We start from the raw sequence: 20,169 nt of genomic DNA on the forward strand, positions 1-20,169 counted from the left end.
AGTATTTTTGATCGTATTATCTGTTTTTATTGAATTTTACTAAAGCAAAGATATTGAGAAACACAATTCCAAGATAACCTAAAAATACAATCCAATTTTGTTTATACAAAGATAAGTAATACTCCTGTTTTCTCTTTCTCTCCTGCTCCAAGATATAATCTTTATTAGCTTCGAAATAACCACATGTAATTGGGACAATTTTCACACTTATTTGATTCTTAGGCTTTGGTATTCTCAAAACAAAAAAGTTGTTCTTATATTGCATAAACAATGTTTCTTTTTCAGCAAAGAAGATATCCAAAATTTCAATATAAACTTCATATTTCATCTTAGTACCAAAACAAACTTGAATTCCATTTATTGTATCATTTGTACGATTTAATTCCTTTAAATCAAATCGAAGTCTATTTAACTTTTTTCTTTCTAAATCCAAGGAATTATTAAAATTAAAAACCTTATAATTCCTTTTATAACTCATAATATTCTTTGTCCCAATAGAGTCATTACAGATATAAATATCCATACATCGCTCTTCTTTAAAAGCATCGACTTTATAAAAATGATAAAAACACAGTAAAGGAATAACAATCAAAGAAATCATTCCGGGAACATAATAAATCTTTCTTCTATTTTCCCGTTTCCTTATCATAACCTTGCATTCAGTTTTATATTAAAAACTCTTGAAGTCATAAAATTCGGAATCGCATATTGGTTTTTAGAATAAACATCGCGAACCCAAGTATTCGTAATCGCATTTTGATTGTTGAAAATATTAAAAATCTCTAACCCAACAGATAACTCTTTAAAATTTTTAAGCCAGCCCGTTTTAGCATTCTGAGTACTGCTGTCTACAAAAACTTTAGCAAAACCAATATCCGCTCTTCTATAATCATTTAATCTGTTTTGATACAAATAAGGATCAGAATACGCTGGCGCACCTCCAGGCAAACCAGTATTATAAACTAAATTAAGATACACTTTTACACTAGGAATATTTGGCATATAATCCTGAAACATCATTGCAAACTTCAAACGCTGATCTGTCGGACGTGCGATATAACCTTTGTTCTCGTAGTTTTCTTCGGTTTTCAGATATCCAAAACTAACCCAAGATTCAGTTCCTGGTACAAATTCTCCATTCAATCTAAAATCTAAACCTTGCGTATATGCTTTTGCATTATTATTGGCAACATATCGAATTCGAACATTGTCTATAGAATACACATTTACATCTGAAAGTGACTTATAATAAACTTCTGTAACCCACTTAAAAGGGCGATTCCACATTTTAAAATTGTAATCATTGCTCAAAACGACATGAACTGCTTCCTGCGCTTTTACATTCGGATTCACGACTCCATTCAAATCACGGAGTTCTCGATAGAAAGGCGGCTGATGATATAGTCCTCCCGAAATTCTGAAAACCATGTCCATATCCCAATCCGGTTTTATTGCAAACTGCGCCCTAGGACTCAACACAAACTGATTTTTTCCTTCAACCGCGGCGCCTGAAACATTCCAGCTTTGAAAACGAGCGCCAACATGAAACCAAATTTGATTGGAACCAATTTCAGATTGTTTATTCCATTGTGTATAACCCGAAAATCTATTTATAGTATTAAAATTTGTTGCTCGAACGTTTTGATAAGGTAAAAGCGGACCTTCATAAGGTGTGTAAGGCTGATTATTTTTTGGCAGCATAACTAAAGGCGGATTTACTGAAAATCCAGCCGAATCAATCACTTCCCACTCGACAACTCTATCTCGAATTGATTCTCTGGTATATTTTAATCCAAATTCAAGCTGACTTTCTTTCCAGTCTTTAGAACCTTTAATTTCAACATTTGCGATTAAAGCATCCAAATCATTTCTAGCATGATTCAACTGCGATCCAATTCCTCGAGTAAAGTCAACTGCTGTCTCGTTTGTTCCATCTTCTGCTGCCACATTTCCTAAACGATATTGTGCCAAAATATCAAAATGTTCTTTTTCTGTAGTATGAAATAATGAACCAATCAATTTTAGCGTAAGCGATGGAGAAACTTTATAAGTTGTTTTTAAAGCTCCAAAGTAAGTATCATATTGATCTTTTTCCTGACCTTCATAATACACATTAAGCGCCATTGGCTGATCGATAGTTCCAAATTTCGTCTCTCTCGTTAAGGGCTGATACAAATATTTATTCTGCGAAACATTTCCTAGAAAACTCATCTGCCATTTTTCAGAAATATCGTAATTTATATTAGTTTGAAGATCTGCAAAAGTTGGGGTATAATTTGTCTTTGTATCTTGACTATTTACCAGCAAACTATTATTTCTGTAGCGAACTCCGGTTACTGCTGACCATTTTTTATTTTTTGAAACGGCATCAACAGAAGCACTTCCGCCTAAAAAACTGGCTTCTAAAGAAGCGCCAAACCGAGTTGGTTTTCTATAAGTAATATCTAAAACTGATGATAATTTATCTCCAAACTTAGCTTGAAATCCACCTGCCGAAAAATCAACATTTTGAACCAAATCTGTATTGGTAAAACTTAATCCTTCCTGCTGTCCTGATCGAATTAAAAAGGGACGATAAACTTCAACTTCGTTAACATAAACTAAATTCTCATCATAATTACCGCCTCGAACTGCATACTGAGTACTAAGTTCATTATTTGAATTTACACCCGGAAGTGTTTTTAAGATATTTTCTACACCCGCATTTGCACCGGGAACTTTTTTTATTGCTGTTACATCAATTGTTGCAATTCCCTGAACACGTTTTCTATTTTTGGAAGACACAAAAACTTCTCCCATTTGTTCTTCGGAATTACTCATTATCGGATTAAAAACAAAAAACTCATTTGGCTTTAAATTCACCGTTAAGCTTATCATTTTTAAAGAAATATGGGTGAAAATTATCGAAACTTTTTTGTTTGAAACTACATCAATTTCAAAAAAACCATTGGCATCCGATTGTGTACTGCTTTTACCTGAGGAAATATTTACATTTGAAACAATATTATTTTCATCATCTACAATAATTCCTTTAACATGTCCGCTTTGAGCAAACAAAGCACATGTGAAAAACAGAAAAAACAAGGCGAATATGAACCTATTATTATACAACTATTTGGGTTTTATTTTTGTTGACTTCTAAGGAAACGTGTTTCAAAGATAGAAGAATTCCCTACATTATCAATTACTTCAATTTTTAAATCATTTGCTCCTTCAAGCAGCAATTGAGAATCAAAAGTGTGAGTAATCTTTTTATTTTTATTTTCATATTCAAACAAAACCCATTTTCCGTTCAAATACCCATTATAGGATTTAATTCCTGATGAAGAATCGCTTATAATAAACTCGATTTTTTTCTGATCGCTGATCCATTTGTCCTGAACTGGCTTTGTGATTTTAATAACTGGTTTTATAGTATCTAATACTAAACCATATTGTCCTAATACTTTTGATTTTGCCGTGTAAACATCTCCTTTTCTAACCGTTCCATTGTAACTGCTGCTTGCTCCGCTTATTCTTCCAATAAAAACTTTGTCGCGCAAGGCTTCAGAATAAGTATTATCCTTGATGGTTATAGTAAAATTAGAATGCACAGGAACTGTATCATCATGAATATAAATTCGATTGTTTTTAACATCAAAGTTTAAATTAAAATCATCGTAAAATGTTCCTGCAGGGAAGAAAACAGACATATTGTCTTTTTCGAAATTAGAATCCTTATTGTATTTAACAAAATACTTAGATGTACTCGCTTCTGCCGGCACCAAAGGAACAGCTGAATCATATTCGATTGGAACTGTGATCGAATTTAAATTCCCGTAATAATCTGAAACTTCAATTCTATAAGTTGACGCTAAATTAGGTTCTGCGGTAATTATCCCTCTAGATGCATCCGTTTTTATAATGCTTAACGCAAAAGGTGTTTTCATGAAAAGCTTCTGAATACGCTGACTTGTTTTTTTGTATCGAGAATAATCAATAAATGCATTGATGTAACGCATTTCATCAAATGAATATGTATTAAATTGATAGTTGTAGTTTTGATTTCCATTCAAAAACGTCGAAACATTAAAAACGCCATTTTTATTAAAAGAAACATCATCAGTATCAACGGCATTAATTCCAAAACCAATTTTTCCATTAGTTTTTACTTTTCCCGCAAGATAAGTTCCGTCTTTTTGAAGCGTCATATTAAGCAGTAAAGGCTGTTTTGATTGATTAACTGAGGCGTTATCCAACGGATAAACGTACAAACTAGACAAAGTTGGTTTCTTTGTATCTTTAATATTTTTATCAAACCCAAAGAAAATCGGATTAATTACAAACTCTGTTTTTGTATCTCTAATTTCAAAATGCAAATGCGGTCCTTCAGATGAACCTGTATTTCCAGAGAGTGCAATTAATTGTCCTTTTGTAACCGGAAGATCGCCTGGTTTTGGGAATACTTCAATTTCATAAGCTTTTTCAGCATAATGCGTTTTATTTACATAATCTTGAATTGCTCCTTTAGTGGTTTGCAAGTGACCATAGACAGAAGTATACCCATTTGGATGCGTAATGTAAATACATTTTCCGTTTCCAAACGTCGAAATCTTTATTCTTGACACATAACCATCAGCAATTGCATACACATTTAGTCCTTCTCTCTGATTGGTTTTTAAATCAAAACCAGCATGAAAATGATTTGGTCTTAACTCGCCAAAGTTACCAGAAAGCTGCATCGGAATATCTAATGGCGGGCGAAAGTAATCTTTAGGATATTGTGTTTGGGCAAAAATAAAGTGGCCGCACAAAAGGGCAAATACTGAAAATCTCATAAATAACATTTTTGCTAAGATAAAAAATTAACAGGGAAAAACCGAAGATACAACCACAAAAACACAATTGATTGAAATTCATTTATTTGTCTATTTTTAATGCAAAAAAATCGATAAAAAATTGCATTAATAAAAAGGAATATTAACTTTGTATGATTAAGTAATGAATAGGATGTATAATGAGTGTAATTGCCGAAATAATTGATACTCTTGAATATAAAATCGAAAAGCTGTTTGAGAAATCAAAAAGCTTGGAAAAGAATAATCAGGTATTACAATTAGAATTAGCCAAAGCTGCGCAAATTATTCGAAAACAATCTGAGGAGATTGAAGCTTTGAAGAAGCAGTATGACACACTTAAGATAGCCAATTCGTTGCTTGGCAGCGACGACAACAAGAGAGAGACAAAGCTTAAAATAAATTCATTAATTCGCGAAATTGATTACTGTATAGCACAACTATCAGATTAGATAACATGGACGGAAAGCTTAAAATCAAAATATCAATTGCAGACCGAGTTTACCCATTAACGGTAGATCCAGCTCAAGAAGAAGGACTTAGAAGTTCTTCAAAAAAAATTGATGCCATGATTAAGCAGTTCGAAGAAAGTTACGCAGTTCGCGATAAACAAGATGTATTAGCCATGTGTGCACTGCAATTTGCATCGCAAGTGGAACAAAAACAAATTGATAACGCAATCGATGGCGAGCAAACTATTGAAAGAATTAAAAAATTAAATTTGCTTTTAGATCAATATCTCGAAAACTAAACGTTCTTTACAGAAACTAAGATACTGCCTACATTAGTTCACAATTGGTAAACTCAACACTAACAATTTAGAATGAGCAAATCATCACTACTATAGCATGCCACGCTTTATTGCGAGGAAACTTGAACAGTGAGTTAGCTCAAAACTTGTCTTTACGAGTTTATTCAAGCAATTAATGTAGGCTTTTTTTATATATAAACCTTAACAAACATGGACATCATAACGATCATTATTGGTATAGTAGGTATTGCAGCAGGTTTTGCAATAGCTAAATTTATCGAGAAAAGTAATATTTCAAACCTAATAAAAAACGCAAAAAAAGAAGCAGCTTCTATTTTAAAAGACGCTAATTTAGAAGCCGAAAATATTAAAAAGGATAAAATTCTTCAAGCAAAAGAACGTTTTATCGAATTAAAATCAGAACACGAACAAGTTATTTTAGCAAGAGATAAAAAAGTTGCTGAAGTAGAAAAAAGAGTGCGTGATAAAGAATCTCAAGTTTCTAACGAGCTTTCAAAAGCTAAAAAAGTAAACGACGATTTTGAATCTAAAACAGCTGAATACAACAATAAAATTGAAGTTTTAGACAAAAAACAAGCTGAAGTTGACAAGCTACACAAAAGTCAATTACAGCAGCTTGAAGTAATTTCTGGGCTTTCTGCAGAAGAAGCGAAAGAACAATTAGTTGAAGGCTTAAAAGCAGAAGCTAAAAGCAAAGCAATGTCTCATATTCAAGACACAATTGAAGAGGCTAAACTTACTGCACAACAAGAAGCTAAAAAAATCATCATCAACACAATTCAAAGAGTTGGAACTGAAGAAGCAGTTGAAAATTGCGTTTCTGTATTCAACATCGAATCTGACGATGTAAAAGGTAGAATCATTGGTCGTGAAGGTCGTAACATTAGAGCTCTTGAAGCTGCAACTGGAGTTGAAATTATCGTTGACGATACGCCAGAAGCAATCATCCTTTCTTGTTTTGATCCAGTTCGTAGAGAAATCGCTCGTTTGTCATTGCACAAATTGGTAACTGACGGACGTATTCACCCAGCTAGAATTGAAGAAGTTGTTGCAAAAACAGCTAAACAAATCGACGACGAAATTATCGAAGTTGGTAAACGTACCGTTATCGATTTAGGAATTCATGGATTACATCCAGAATTAATTAAAGTTGTTGGTAGAATGAAATACCGTTCATCTTACGGTCAAAACTTATTACAACACTCAAGAGAAGTTTCGAAACTTTGCGGTATCATGGCGGCTGAATTAGGCTTGAATGTAAAACTTGCTAAAAGAGCTGGTTTACTACACGATATTGGTAAAGTTCCAGATACGGAGAGCGATTTACCTCACGCATTATTAGGTATGCAATGGGCCGAGAAATACGGAGAAAAAGAAGAAGTATGCAACGCTATTGGTGCGCACCACGACGAGATCGAAATGAAATCATTATTGTCGCCAATTGTTCAGGTTTGTGATGCTATATCAGGAGCAAGACCAGGAGCAAGACGTCAGGTTTTAGATTCATACATTCAGCGTTTAAAAGATCTTGAAGAAGTAGCTTACGGATTCAGCGGTGTAAAAAATGCTTACGCTATTCAAGCTGGTAGAGAACTTCGTGTTATCGTTGAAAGTGAAAAAGTTTCTGATGACAATGCAGCAAACTTATCATTTGAAATCTCACAAAAAATTCAAACTGAAATGACTTACCCAGGTCAAGTTAAAGTAACTGTAATTAGAGAAACAAGAGCTGTAAATATTGCAAAATAACAGCAACTCATACATAAAAACAAAAAAGGCAGTTCGTACGAACTGCCTTTTTGTTTTGATATCTAATAGTAAAATAGTAAAAGCTTTTAAAGATCATTAAACGTGATTTTAAAACTCGTTCCTACTCCTACTTCACTTTCTACAGAAACTGTTCCTTTCATGGCTTCTATTTGGTTTCTGGTTATATACAAACCTATTCCTCGCGCCTCTTCATGTTTATGAAATGTTTTATACATCCCGAATAACAAATCACCGTATACCTTCAAATCAATTCCTAAACCATTATCGGTAATCTTCAATGATTTATGACCATCTGTTTCCAAACCAAAATCAAAAATAATAACAGGATCTCGATCAGGATGCGCATACTTTATTGCATTAGTTGTAAAATTCAACAAAACACTTTCTAGATAAGCAGGATTAAAATTTATTATCAGGTACTCAGGCACATTATTTATAATCGTTACCTTTTTCTGTTTACTATGCCCTTTAATCGTCGAAATAGTTTTTTCTATATATTCAAAAAGCTTTAATGGCCCAACTGTAATATTGATATTGCTTTGCGTTTTTACGATCTGACTTAAATTTGAAATTGTTTCATTTAAATCATTAGAAACCGTACGCAAATGTTCCAGCATTTCGGTAACCGTTTCCTTATCGCCATCAGCATCAATAAAATCTAAAATTGATTTAATATTCCCTGCCTGAGTATTTAAATTATGCGATACTATATGCGAAAAATTCAGCAGTCGGCTATTTTGATCGCTGTACAATTTCATTGTTTTCAAAAGCTCAAGTTCCTTTTCTTTCTGCAATGATATATCGGTATGCGTTCCTATAACACGCAATGGCTTTCCATTTTCATCACGTTTAATAACTTTTCCACGATCTAAAATCCATTTATAATTGCCGCTGGAAGTCATTACGCGATGATAGTTTTCGTAATAAGGTATCTTGTTTTCAAAATGTTCTTTGATATCAGAATAATACTTCGGAAGATCATCAGGATGCACAATTTTATCCCAGCGCTCCGGATCATCAAAAATATCACTTGACTCTAATTCTAGAATTTTTAATGATAATGACGAATAAAAAACGTTATTAGTCACCATATCCCAATCCCAAATACCAACCGTTGAAGCATCGAGTGCAAACTGAAAACGTTCTTCGGAAATGCGAAGTTTCTCTTCTTTATCTTTAAGTTCAGTTATATCTGAAACATGTCCAAAAAAACTCACTTTACTCCCCCCAGACAATTCAGTTTTAGCCGAAACTCTAAACCAGCGAAGTCCTTTTTTAGGCAAAACAGCTCTAAATTCAATCTCCCAAGGCTTAATTTCCTTTCGCGCTTTAACCAAGGTTTGAAAAAACATATCACGGTCTTGGGGCAAAATTCTTTCGTAGATAATCAGCTTAATATCATCTGTAAATTTATTTATTGAAAGTTCAAAAATTTCATCGACAGATCTGCTGACAAGAGGAAATGAGTAATGATTATCTTGATCTATTACAAACTGAAAAATTAAGTCTGGCACTTCTGCAAGCAGCTTTTTGTAAAAATTATTAACTTCTAAGCAATCTTCACTATTAAAAAAATCAAAAACCATACGCCGTCATTTAAGTAAATAATTACTTCTCAAAATCGAATTCCAAAGCTTTATTATCGCTTTTTATAATTTCTTTTTAATACAAAATCAAATACAATATATTAATTTTTGGTTTAAAATGCGGGCTCAGCATAAAAAAATTATTTTCTCGGATGAAAAGAATGCATCACTTCTTTCAAAAAACTTCGATCAAGATGCACATAAATTTCAGTTGTGGTAATTGATTCATGTCCCAACATTAACTGAATCGACCTTAAATCGGCGCCATTTTCTAATAAATGTGTCGCAAAAGAATGACGCAGAGTATGCGGACTAATCGTTTTACTCAACTTGATTTTTACAGCCAAGTCTTTTATAATAGTAAAAATCATAGCACGAGTAAGCTGATTCCCTCTACGATTTAAAAACAAAGTATCTTCAAAACCTTTTTTAATATTTAGATGCACCCGAATTTCATTTTGGTAAATCTCTATATATTTCCGAGTCACTTTACCTATTGGAACAAAACGTTCTTTATTTCCTTTTCCTGTAATCTTTACAAAACCTTCATCAAAAAACAAATCAGATATTTTGAGCGAAACCAACTCCGAAACTCGTAGTCCGCATCCGTATAAAGTTTCCAACATGGCTCGGTTCCGTTCCCCTTCGTTACTACTTAAATCTATTGCAGCAATTAATGCATCTATTTCTTCGACAGACAATGTATCTGGTAATTTTCTGCCAGTTTTAGGACTTTCGATTAACTCTAAAGGACTATCGTTTCTGTAATCTTCAAAAACCAAATAATTAAAAAAGCTTTTCAGACCAGAAATAATTCTAGATTGAGATCGAGGATTTACCTCTTTTGATAGGGAATAAACAAATTGCTGAATTGTTTCGTCAGTAATTTTTAAAGGCGAAACATCGATTTGATTGTTTTCCAAAAAGAGACATAAACGTTCTATATCAAAACTATAATTCTCGATGGTATTTTTAGACAATCCTCTTTCTATCCGCAAATACGATTGATAGTCTTTTATATAATTATTCCATTTCATATTTACAAAGTAAAACATTTTTAAGCATAAAAAAACCTTCCTGAAATTCAGGAAGGTTTTACATAAAATATCGTTTTATGATATTAGAATTTATAAGCTAAAGACAACGCAAGGTTACTATTTTTTGCACTATCATAATAGTCCTCTGTATTATCAATATCTTTATCAGAAAGTGGAGACAAACCAATCGTATAACGAATACCTACTGAAAGATTTTCAGTAAAATTATATCCAGCTCCTAAATTAAAGCCAAAATCTGTAGATCTGGTAAGATCTTTAACATCAGTACCATTACCTTTTGCAGACAATAAAATACCTAGTTGCGGACCTGCTTCAACACTAAATTTATTTTCTACAAAATAGTATTTAGCCAATACAGGAATATTTAAATAATTCAGTTTAAGATCGACATCACTTCCCAAAGGGCCATCAACTTTAGTACCTTGAGCAGAATACAAAAGTTCTGGTTGAATGAAAAATTTCTCAACAACATGAATTTCTGCAAAACCTCCAACATGAAAACCTATTAAGGATTTAGTATCATTAACATCTCCTCCAACCACCGTTGAAATGTTAAGACCTCCTTTAACTCCGAATCTTGTTTGTTGCGCGTTAGCAAATCCAAACGTCATTACTGCTATAGCAGCTAAAATAATTCTTTTCATTACAATTTATTTTTACGTTACACAGATCAAATATAAAAATATTCTTCATAATTCTGCATTAGGAATTTAACAAAAAAAATAGTAATAAGAAATTAACTAACTTATTTAAAAGCAATTAAACTTTATTCTCAATAATTAACCCCACAAAAAAAGCCTTCCTCAAAGGAGGAAGACTTTTTAAACTAACGAAATAATTTATTTAGAAACTAATTAAAATTTATAGATTACTCCAAAACTTACATCTCTTAAGTCAGTACCAAAACCAAAATTGTTACTTTTATCAGCACCATGACCTCCATTATTGTTTACACTATATTCTAAACCAGCCCAAGTTGCTTCGATAGCAAAATGATTTGATAAGAAATAACTTAAACCTAAGCCTACATTTGTTCCAATTTGATTTGTTTTAAAATCCCCTGCTTTAGTATTTGTAAAATCAAAACCAGCTTGACCAAAAACTGAAAACTGAGAAGCAGGAGTAAAATAATATCTACCAAAAGCTCCAGCTGTAAATGCATTAGTTTTATCGTCACCAATCTTATTTGAACCAAAACCTAATTTTGCTCCAATAGCAATGTTTTCAGATACAAAATAACCTACTTTTGGCTCAATTTCAAATCCGCTAGCTTTAGCATCACCCGTTTTTGTAGAACCTACAGTTAAAGCTCCAGAAATAAAAGCATCTCCTTTAGCAAATCCACCAGTTTGTGCATTAGCAAATGCAAAACCAAATACTGCAACAGCAGTTAAAATAACTTTTTTCATAATTTATTTTTTTATTACGGAATACAAAATTAAGATTACACTTACTAAAATACGTCCACAATAAGGCATTAAAACATCAAAATAAGACAGAATTAGATTACAAACAAATGATTGGTTTCCAAATAATTAGAAGAAAACACAGGTGTAAAACAGCTTAAAAAGCTAAAAAAAGTGTGAATTTTAATAATTTTATAAAGCTTGATGTAAAGCAATAAATTGAAAATAATGTAGTTTTGACTTTTAAATAACAATTAAACACAAAACCCCTAAAAACATTTTTATGAAAAAAATACTTTTAGCAGCTGTATTGTTCTTAGCAACATCAGCAACCATTCAAGCACAATTATTACAAATTGGAGTAAAAGCCGGTGTTAACTTTGCAAGCCAAACTGGAGATGCAGGTCTTAACGGTGTAGCGTTTGACAAAGACGGAATTACAAGCTATCATGCTGGTCTTGTTGCAGAAGTTAAATTATTAGAAAAATTCTCTATTCAACCAGAACTTTTATATTCTACTCAAGGTGCAACTTAAAAATTTAAGGATGCTCAGGAAGACTTTAAAAATAAATTAGCTTATTTATCGATCCCTGTAATGGCAAAAATCTATATGACAAAATCATTAAGTTTAGAGGTAGGTCCACAAGCTTCATTTTTATTAAGTCAAAAAAATGACGTAAGATTTGACGATGCTAACACATTTGATTTTGCTTTAAATGCAGGTTTAGGTTTAAAAATCACGAAAAGTATCTTTGTTCAAGGACGTTACAGTTTAGGATTAACAGAAGCTTCTTCAAATGCAGATATTAAAAACTCTGTTGTTCAACTTTCTGCTGGATTCATGTTCTAAAAAGAATATCACATAGTTTTACAAAAACCGTTCTATTAATTAGAACGGTTTTTTTATTTTTACACTTTAGTGAAGTGCTTTCAATAAAATTCAAAATGAGCTCACATCACTTATAATTAAAATCAAATTACTTATGAAAATCTGCATTATCAACGGACCCAATTTGAATCTTTTAGGAAAAAGAGAACCTGAAGTTTATGGAAGCCAAACTTTTGAAGATTATTTTGAAACGTTGAAACAAAAATTTCCAAGTATCGACCTTTCTTATTACCAAAGCAATATTGAAGGTGAATTGATTGGTAAAATTCAAGAATGCGGTTTTACTTTTGATGGAATTATTTTAAATGCAGGAGCATATACTCACACTTCTATAGGTTTAGGCGATGCGATGAAAGCGGTTACAACACCAGTAATCGAAGTACATATTTCAAATACTTATGCTCGCGAAAGTTTCAGACATCAGTCTTATTTGTCTGGAAATGCAAAAGGTGTAATTTTAGGTTTTGGTCTAAAAAGTTACGAATTAGCCATTCAATCTTTCTTGTAAGTCTTTTTTTAACAATTTTTTAATAAGCTCATTTTTAACTTATTCTATTTTTGCGAGAGAAACCACTCTCATGAAAAACTTTACTGTACTCGCCTTTTTAATTTTTTCAATTTCCAATTTTGCCCAAATCAAAGGGGCAATAACTGATCTAAAAGGAAACCCGCTGCCTTTCGTTTCTGTTTTTGAGGAGAACACTTATACCAGTACCACTTCAAATGAGCAGGGAAAATACCAGCTTAATGTAAAAGAAATTGGTAAAAACAAAATCACCTTTCAATATTTAGGTTTTAAAACCCAAAAGCTAACTGTTACTTCTGATTCTAAAACGTTGACTTTAGATGTAAAACTCGACGAAGAAAATTTTGAACTTAATGAGGTTGTAATTAATCCAAAAGATAACCCTGCAAATGCCATTATAAAAAGCGCCATTGCAAACAAAAAAAGCAACTCTGATAAAACGGCTCGTTATACCGCTGATTTTTATTCGAAAGGAATGTTTAAAATAAAAGATCTTCCAAAGAAAATAATGGGCATGAAAGTCGATATCGGTGACGAAATGGCTTCAAATTTAGACTCGACGGGAACTGGTATTTTATATTTATCAGAAACTATTTCTAAAATTTCTTTTGAGAAACCTGGAAAACTAAAAGAGAAAATCATTGCTTCTAAAATTTCAGGAAATAATAACGGATTCAGTTATAACACAGCAACTTTATCTACTTATGATTTCTATGACAACACATTAGAATTCAATATTAATCTTATCTCTCCTATCGCCGATAATGCTTTCAATTACTACAAATACAAACTTGAAGGAACTTTTTTTGACGATAACAATCAGCAGATTAACAAAATAAAGGTAACGCCAAAACGTGATAAAGAACCCGTTTTTGAAGGCTACATATATATAGTTGATGATAGTTTTGCGATTTATGCTGTAGACTTAGACATAAAAGGCTACAGAATGAAAAATGAATTCACTGACGTAATGAATCTAAAACAGAGTTTCAGTTATAATGTCAAAAATAAAATCTGGTCAAAAAACGCTCAAACTCTTTCTTTTAATGCTGGTGCTTTTGGCGTAAAGTTCTCTGGAAAATTCAATTATGTTTATTCGAATTATGAATTTCCAGCTTCTTTTGAAAAGAAAACTTTTGGAAATGAAATTGTAGCTTTTGAAGCGGATGCGAATAAAAAAGATGATGCTTTTTGGAATCAAATACGTCCAATTCCTTTGACGATTGAAGAAAGTAATGATTATATTAAAAAAGACAGTTTACAAACCATCAGAAAGTCTCAAAAATATACTGATTCTGTAGATGCTAAAAACAATAAGTTTAAAATCTGGGATGTAATAATGGGTTATGACTATAAAAACACTTTCAAAAAACACTCGTTTGAGTATAAAGGCTTATTGAACCTAAGTTCTTTAAGTTTTAATACTGTTCAAGGTTTTAATCTAGATTCTGGTTTTTCATTTAAAAAATGGAATGAAGAAACGGGGAAAAATACATCGATAAGCACCACTTTTAATTATGGCTTTTCTGATGAACGTTTTCGTGTTACAGGTCAATTCAGCCATCGCTTTAACAACATAAACCATGCGACAATCTGGGCTTCCGGAGGAACAAAAACTGCTCAATTTAATAGTGCTGAACCTATCAGTAATTTTGTCAATTCAATAAGTTCCTTGTTTTTCAAAGACAATTACATGAAATTGTACAACTTAGAATTTGCACAAATTAATTATGGACAGGATATTGCAAATGGAATAAATTTAAATGCTAAGATTGGCTACGAACAGCGAAAACCTCTTTTTAATACTACTGATTATTCTTTCTTTAAAAGAGATGATATTTATACATCAAATAATCCACTGGCGCCAAACGATTTTATAACTCCGGCATTTGATCAGCATCATTTGTTTAAAACAGCTTTGACTGCACGTATTAACTTTGGAAACAAATACATTTCGAGACCTGACGGACGATATAACTTTAAAAACGAAAAATATCCTACTGTATTTTTAGCTTTTGAAAAAGCATTTGCTGCAAGCGAGAAGAAGTATGAATTTGAAAGAATCGGCGCTTCTGTTCAATATGATCTTTCTTTAAACAATAAAGGGGTTTTAGGAATGAACTTTAGAGCAGGTAAATTTTTCAATGCCGAAAACATCTCCTTTATAGATTACAGACATTTTAACGGAAACCAAACGCACATTGGAACCAGCGACCGTTATTTGAATGTTTTTAATTTAATGCCATACTACACTAACAGTACAAATGACAGTTATTTTGAAATGCACTTAGAGCACAATGATATGGGTTTTATAACCAATAAAATTCCGTTGATTAATTTATTAAAATCAACTATGAATCTAGGATTTCATTCACTGGCAATTCCTGACAGAAAACCTTATACTGAATTTACCGTTGGTTTGGATAATCTAGGTTTCGGAAAATTCAAAATATTCAGAGTAGACTATGTACATTCCTATCAAGGAGGAATTCAGCAAAATGGAGTTGTTTTCGGGCTGAAGATTTTGAATGTGTTAGATTAAAAGAGTTCCTAAGATACTAAGGTTCTAAGATGCTAAGTTTTTTTCTCAGCACCTTAGAACCTTAGTCCCTTTCAATCTCAGAAATCAGTGATAATCATCTGGTTCGATATGAATCAGAACATTTCCTAATTGAGGAATTTTTTCTTTTAAGGTATCTTGTAATTTATGGGATAAATCGTGACCTTCTTTAACTGATATTTTTGCTGATACTATGGCATGAAGATCGACGTGATATTTCATTCCGGCTTTACGAATAAAGCATTTTTCGGTTCCTAAGATTCCAACAACGGTTAATGATTTTATTCTGATTTCTTCTACCAAATCATCATTTAGATTCTCATCCATGATTTCGCCTAATGCTGGTCTAAAAATTTTATAACTGTTATAAAGTATAAAAAATGCAGCAAAAAGTGCTGCCCAATCATCTGCAGATTCGTAGCCTTTTCCCATAAACAGGGCAATCGAAATCCCAACAAATGCGGCTACAGAAGTTATAGCGTCACTGCGATGATGCCAAGCATCTGCCGCTAAAGCAGAACTATTTGTTTGTTTACTGCGTTTCATTACTAATCGAAACGAATATTCTTTCCAAACAATAATTGCTCCCAAAACATACAATGTCCATGACTTAGGCAAATCGTGCGGTGTTTGAATATTAGCAATACTTTCGTAACCAATAATAGTTGCTGATGTAATTAAAAATCCAACAACCAAAAATGTAATTAAAGGTTCGGCACGACCATGACCATATGGATGATTTTCATCTGCAGGTTTATTAGAATACTTTATTCCGAATAAAACCAGACAAGAAGAGAATATATCCGTTGTCGATTCGATCGCATCTGCAATCAAGGCATATGAATTGCCAAAAAAACCTGCGAGACCTTTTATAAGGGCCAGGCAGGTATTTCCAACTATACTAAAGATAGTAGCTTTTACAGCTTTTTGTTCATTTGTCATTTAGACTATTTTTTTTCACCGCGAATTATATAAATTCACGGCGAATATTTTCTTACGCTCTCACAATTTTTGCTCCAATTGCTCTCAAACGCTCATCGATACGCTCGTATCCGCGATCAATTTGTTCAATATTTTGAATTGTACTTGTTCCTTTTGCAGAAAGAGCTGCTATCAACAATGAAATTCCTGCACGAATATCAGGAGACGACATTGTTGTCGCTTTTAATTGAGATTCAAAATTATGTCCCATAACCACAGCTCTGTGCGGATCACATAACATAATTTTTGCTCCCATATCGATTAATTTATCTACGAAAAACAAACGGCTTTCGAACATTTTTTGATGAATTAAAACGTCTCCTTTTGCTTGTGTTGCCACAACTAAAACGATACTTAACAAATCAGGTGTAAATCCTGGCCAAGGTGCATCGGCAATTGTCAGGATCGAACCGTCGATATCCGTTTTTACTTCATATCCATCCTTGTGAGCAGGAATATAAATATCGTCGTTGCGTTTTTCAATTGTAATTCCAAGTTTTCTGAATGTATTTGGAATCAAACCTAAATTTTCCCAGCTTACATTTTTAATCGTGATTTCGCTTTTTGTCATAGCCGCAAGACCAATCCAAGAACCAATTTCGATCATATCAGGCAAAATTCTATGCTCGCATCCGCCAAGGCTTTCAACACCTTCGATAGTCAATAAATTAGATCCAACTCCAGTAATCTTAGCTCCCATCGAATTCAACATTTTACACAATTGCTGTAAATATGGTTCGCATGCTGCGTTGTAAACTGTAGTTGTTCCTTTAGCTAAAACTGCAGCCATTACAATATTTGCAGTTCCTGTTACAGACGCTTCGTCCAATAACATATCTGTTCCAGTAAGACCCTCTGGAGCTTCTACTCCGTAAAAATGATCTTCTCTGTTATATCTAAATTTTGCTCCAAGATTGATAAACCCTTCAAAGTGTGTATCTAATCTACGACGCCCAATTTTATCTCCTCCTGGTTTAGGAATATATCCTTTTCCAAAACGAGCCAAAAGAGGCCCAACAATCATAATAGAACCACGTAAAGCTCCGCCTTCTTTTTTGAAAGCTTCAGTTTCTAAATATCCAACATTAACCTCATCTGCTTGAAAAGTGATTGATCCTGGTTCGTTACGTTGAATTTTTACCCCTAAATTACCCAACAATGTGATTAATTTATTGATATCTATAATATCAGGAATATTATTAATTTTTACTTTCTCTCCTGTTAGAAGCACGGCACATAAAATTTGTAACGCCTCATTCTTTGCTCCTTGTGGAGTGATTTCTCCTTTTAAAGGAGTTCCTCCTTCGATTTTAAAAATTCCCATAGATTTTTTTTAAGGTCCAAAGGTTCTTAGATTCTCAGGTTCTAAGGTAAAATCTTAGCAACTTAGTCCCTTAGCATCTCAGCCCTTTTTTTTATTTCTGATTATTATTTTTTTGAAAGGTCTTTTGTTTACCTCCTTTATTGTTTTTGTTGTTTTGAATTTTTGGCTGTCCGGCTGGTGTAATCTTATTTGAAACACGCTTATTAGTACGCATTAAATCTGTTGTGTTCAACAATTCTTCTGTACTGTGAAGCAGGTTTATTTTTCCTCCCGACAATTCATACAAATGCTCAAAAATCACATCATCTTTTACGGTGTCTTTGTTCCAGCTCAAAAATGATTTTTTCATGTGGTTGGCAATTACCATAACCAATGCATTTTTCATTTCGCCTTCCTCCCATTTATTGGCAACATCAATCATATATTTGATGTTGTTTCCATAAAATCTGTATTTAGGAAAGTTTTGCGGATATTGTAAAACATCTGGTTTTAACTGCAATACGTCTCTTGATGGAATTGGATACGGAGATTCTACATTCAATTTAAAATCAGACATAATAAACAGCTGATCCCATAATTTATGCTGAAAATCCGGCACATCACGCAAATGAGGATTTAAGCTTCCCATAACCTGAATGATATATTTCGCAGCTTTGTTGCGCGTTTCATCATCTTCAATTGCAGTAGCCTGATCAATCAGTTTTTGTAAATGACGACCATATTCTGGAATAATTAATCGTTGTCTTTCAGAATTGTATTCTAAATTAAAAACAACATCATTCGCGACTTCTTTTTTATATTTTTCGTTCATAAGTTATAATGAAACAATACCTTCTATTGTAGAAACTTCTTTGTATTTAACAATTACAGCATCAGAACTGTGCATGGTAACATCTACAGAAACACTGGTAAACTTACCAGTTTTAGATTTTGTTGTTTTAATAACAGCGCCCATAGCATCAAAAGCTTTTTCAACACGCTCCACATTGTCTGCTAGAGTTGGCACAATAAATTTATACAAATATTCTGCAGGCCAAGTGTTTGCGTTATCAAGTTCGACTTTTAATCTTTCGTAAAATTCCGCTGTTTTTTTTTCTTTATCGTTCTCCATTCGTAATTAAAAATAAACGCAAATATACGATTTTTGAATTTAGATTTCTGAGTTTAGATTTTAGATTTTTTCTATTGAAAAGATAACTATTTTTTTGCCACAAATTTCACGAATTTACACTAATTATACTGCTGTAAATTTCTTTATTAAATTTTACTAAAATTTTGATTTCTTTTAAGATTTAGATTGGCAAAATTCGCAACAAACCTTTATATTTGGAATACCTTGCAACTCTGCTTCCGATAACTATCGGGATTGCGAGATTAAAACAAATTACAATGAAAAAACTCTTTTTACTCCTTATCGCTTTTACAATAAACTCGATTCAAGCACAAGAAGTCAAAACCTTAACTTATTTTCAAAATGACACGCTTAAACTAGATTTAGATTTATATCTGCCAAAGAAAAAAGCAAATGAAAAAATTCCCGTAATTCTGTTTGCATTTGGAGGCGGATTTTCTGGCGGCGAACGCACAAGTGAAAAAGACTTTGGAATATTTATGGCTAAAAATGGCTATGCCGTTGCCAGCATTTCATACAGCTTATATATGAAAGGAAAAGATTTTGGGTGTAAAGGTGTTTTAACCGAAAAAATAAAAGCGATTCAAATTGGAGTGAGCGATATGTGGCAGGCAACTTCATACTTAATCGAAAATGCCGATAAATACAATCTCGATACTTCAAAAATATTTATTTCTGGCATTAGTGCTGGTGCCGAAATTGGTTTTCATGCGTCGTTTTGGGATTATAAACTTATGAATTTATACAAACGCAATTTGCCTGAAAATTTTAGATATGCAGGTTTCATTGGAGGTTCAGGCGCAATTCAAGACATTAATTTAATCACCAAAGAAAAAGCGATTCCGATGTTATTGACACACGGAAGCAATGACGATACAGTTCCCTATAACGCAGGTTCGCACCGCTCGTGTCCTACAAATGCTTCGGGCTGGTTGATTTTATTTGGATCTTACGCTGTTTACAATCATATGCAGGATTTACATAAAGACATCGAACTGATTACTTTTTGCGGCGGCGGACATGAATTCTCAGGTTATCTTTTTCATGACGGACAGCAATATGTTCTCGATTTTGTAAATGATGTTTTGAAAGGAAAGAAATTTGAATCGCATTTGATTGTTCCTTCTAAAAAAGACGTGAATACTGGAAAATATTTATTCTGTGAATAAATACTTTGACCAAACCAAAATATTAAAAATATTACACACCTTTAAACTGGACTGAAGTCCAGCCCTACAATATTTGTTGAGCCTTTGGCTCTTTCTCTAATTCAGTTCCGCAGGAACAAATTATATTGTAGAGCTGGACTTCAGTTCACCGCAAAATTCAT

At 32.8% G+C, this 20,169-nt stretch carries 17 protein-coding genes and 1 pseudogene; 7 read left to right on the plus strand and 11 right to left on the minus strand.

Going from position 1 to position 20,169, the window contains the following annotated elements; all coding sequences use genetic code 11:
• Positions 1-16: 16 nt before the first annotated feature.
• The 3 genes from NLG42_RS00630 to NLG42_RS00640 are packed head-to-tail and all read right to left on the minus strand — an operon-like array spanning position 17 to position 4,817.
• Complete coding sequence (locus NLG42_RS00630; protein ID WP_257682729.1) at positions 17-649, minus strand: hypothetical protein; 633 nt, start codon at positions 647-649, stop codon at positions 17-19.
• Positions 646-3,111 (minus strand): TonB-dependent receptor, encoded by a 2,466-nt coding sequence (locus tag NLG42_RS00635; RefSeq protein ID WP_257682730.1) that lies wholly within the window; start codon positions 3,109-3,111, stop codon positions 646-648. Before NLG42_RS00635 ends, NLG42_RS00630 begins: the two co-directional genes overlap by 4 nt.
• 11 nt (positions 3,112-3,122) lie before the next feature.
• On the minus strand, positions 3,123-4,817 hold the full coding sequence (locus NLG42_RS00640) for a M23 family metallopeptidase (RefSeq protein ID WP_257682731.1): 1,695 nt from the start codon (positions 4,815-4,817) through the stop codon (positions 3,123-3,125).
• A gap of 179 nt (positions 4,818-4,996) precedes the next feature.
• Between NLG42_RS00640 and NLG42_RS00645 the strand changes: the two genes are divergently transcribed.
• From NLG42_RS00645 to rny, 3 genes are all read left to right on the plus strand, one after another.
• Positions 4,997-5,287, plus strand: coding sequence for a hypothetical protein (locus NLG42_RS00645; RefSeq protein ID WP_089054145.1), 291 nt, complete (start codon positions 4,997-4,999; stop codon positions 5,285-5,287).
• A gap of 5 nt (positions 5,288-5,292) precedes the next feature.
• Entirely contained in the window at positions 5,293-5,586 is a 294-nt protein-coding gene (locus tag NLG42_RS00650) for a cell division protein ZapA (protein WP_257682732.1), read from the plus strand.
• 210 nt (positions 5,587-5,796) lie between these two features.
• Positions 5,797-7,356 (plus strand): ribonuclease Y, encoded by a 1,560-nt coding sequence (gene rny, locus NLG42_RS00655; protein ID WP_089054143.1) that lies wholly within the window; start codon positions 5,797-5,799, stop codon positions 7,354-7,356.
• 86 nt (positions 7,357-7,442) lie between these two features.
• Here the strand turns inward: rny and NLG42_RS00660 are convergent, their stop codons facing one another.
• From NLG42_RS00660 to NLG42_RS00675, 4 genes are all read right to left on the minus strand, one after another.
• Positions 7,443-8,963 carry a sensor histidine kinase gene (locus NLG42_RS00660; RefSeq protein WP_257682733.1) on the minus strand — a complete coding sequence of 507 codons (1,521 nt, stop codon included), beginning with the start codon at positions 8,961-8,963 and terminating at the stop codon, positions 7,443-7,445.
• Positions 8,964-9,103: 140 nt separating this feature from the next.
• Entirely contained in the window at positions 9,104-10,000 is an 897-nt protein-coding gene (xerD, locus tag NLG42_RS00665; RefSeq protein ID WP_257683966.1) for a site-specific tyrosine recombinase XerD, read from the minus strand.
• Between the two features lie 83 nt (positions 10,001-10,083).
• A complete protein-coding gene (locus tag NLG42_RS00670; protein ID WP_089058360.1) occupies positions 10,084-10,665 on the minus strand; it encodes a porin family protein in 582 nt (193 codons plus the stop codon).
• Between the two features lie 210 nt (positions 10,666-10,875).
• Complete coding sequence (locus tag NLG42_RS00675) at positions 10,876-11,430, minus strand: outer membrane beta-barrel protein (RefSeq protein WP_089058361.1); 555 nt, start codon at positions 11,428-11,430, stop codon at positions 10,876-10,878.
• Positions 11,431-11,710: 280 nt separating this feature from the next.
• Here NLG42_RS00675 and NLG42_RS24465 point away from each other — a divergent pair.
• From NLG42_RS24465 to NLG42_RS00690, 3 genes and pseudogenes are all read left to right on the plus strand, one after another.
• Positions 11,711-12,277: pseudogene (locus NLG42_RS24465) on the plus strand (porin family protein).
• 133 nt (positions 12,278-12,410) lie between these two features.
• The gene (gene aroQ / locus NLG42_RS00685; RefSeq protein WP_089058363.1) at positions 12,411-12,824 is read left to right on the plus strand and encodes a type II 3-dehydroquinate dehydratase; all 414 of its coding nucleotides are present in this window, start codon (positions 12,411-12,413) and stop codon (positions 12,822-12,824) included.
• Between the two features lie 70 nt (positions 12,825-12,894).
• Positions 12,895-15,384: a DUF5686 and carboxypeptidase regulatory-like domain-containing protein gene (locus tag NLG42_RS00690; protein ID WP_257682734.1), complete on the plus strand. Its 2,490-nt coding sequence runs from the start codon at positions 12,895-12,897 to the stop codon at positions 15,382-15,384.
• 84 nt (positions 15,385-15,468) lie between these two features.
• Here the strand turns inward: NLG42_RS00690 and NLG42_RS00695 are convergent, their stop codons facing one another.
• The 4 genes from NLG42_RS00695 to NLG42_RS00710 all read right to left on the minus strand — a co-directional run bounded on the left by NLG42_RS00695 (position 15,469) and on the right by NLG42_RS00710 (position 18,818).
• Positions 15,469-16,344, minus strand: a complete 876-nt coding sequence (locus NLG42_RS00695) for a cation diffusion facilitator family transporter (RefSeq protein ID WP_089058365.1) — start codon at positions 16,342-16,344, stop codon at positions 15,469-15,471.
• A 52-nt stretch (positions 16,345-16,396) separates the two neighbouring features.
• Entirely contained in the window at positions 16,397-17,707 is a 1,311-nt protein-coding gene (murA, locus tag NLG42_RS00700) for a UDP-N-acetylglucosamine 1-carboxyvinyltransferase (RefSeq protein ID WP_089054134.1), read from the minus strand.
• 91 nt (positions 17,708-17,798) lie between these two features.
• A complete protein-coding gene (locus tag NLG42_RS00705; protein ID WP_089058366.1) occupies positions 17,799-18,518 on the minus strand; it encodes a DUF4290 domain-containing protein in 720 nt (239 codons plus the stop codon).
• Between the two features lie 3 nt (positions 18,519-18,521).
• Positions 18,522-18,818 (minus strand): DUF493 family protein, encoded by a 297-nt coding sequence (locus NLG42_RS00710; protein WP_089058367.1) that lies wholly within the window; start codon positions 18,816-18,818, stop codon positions 18,522-18,524.
• 278 nt (positions 18,819-19,096) lie between these two features.
• Here NLG42_RS00710 and NLG42_RS00715 point away from each other — a divergent pair, with 278 nt between their 5' ends.
• Positions 19,097-20,008, plus strand: a complete 912-nt coding sequence (locus NLG42_RS00715; RefSeq protein ID WP_099720558.1) for an alpha/beta hydrolase family protein — start codon at positions 19,097-19,099, stop codon at positions 20,006-20,008.
• The last annotated feature ends 161 nt before the right edge of the window (positions 20,009-20,169 follow it).

This window comes from Flavobacterium plurextorum, from assembly GCF_024638035.1.
GTDB classification, from domain to species: Bacteria; Bacteroidota; Bacteroidia; order Flavobacteriales; family Flavobacteriaceae; genus Flavobacterium; species Flavobacterium plurextorum.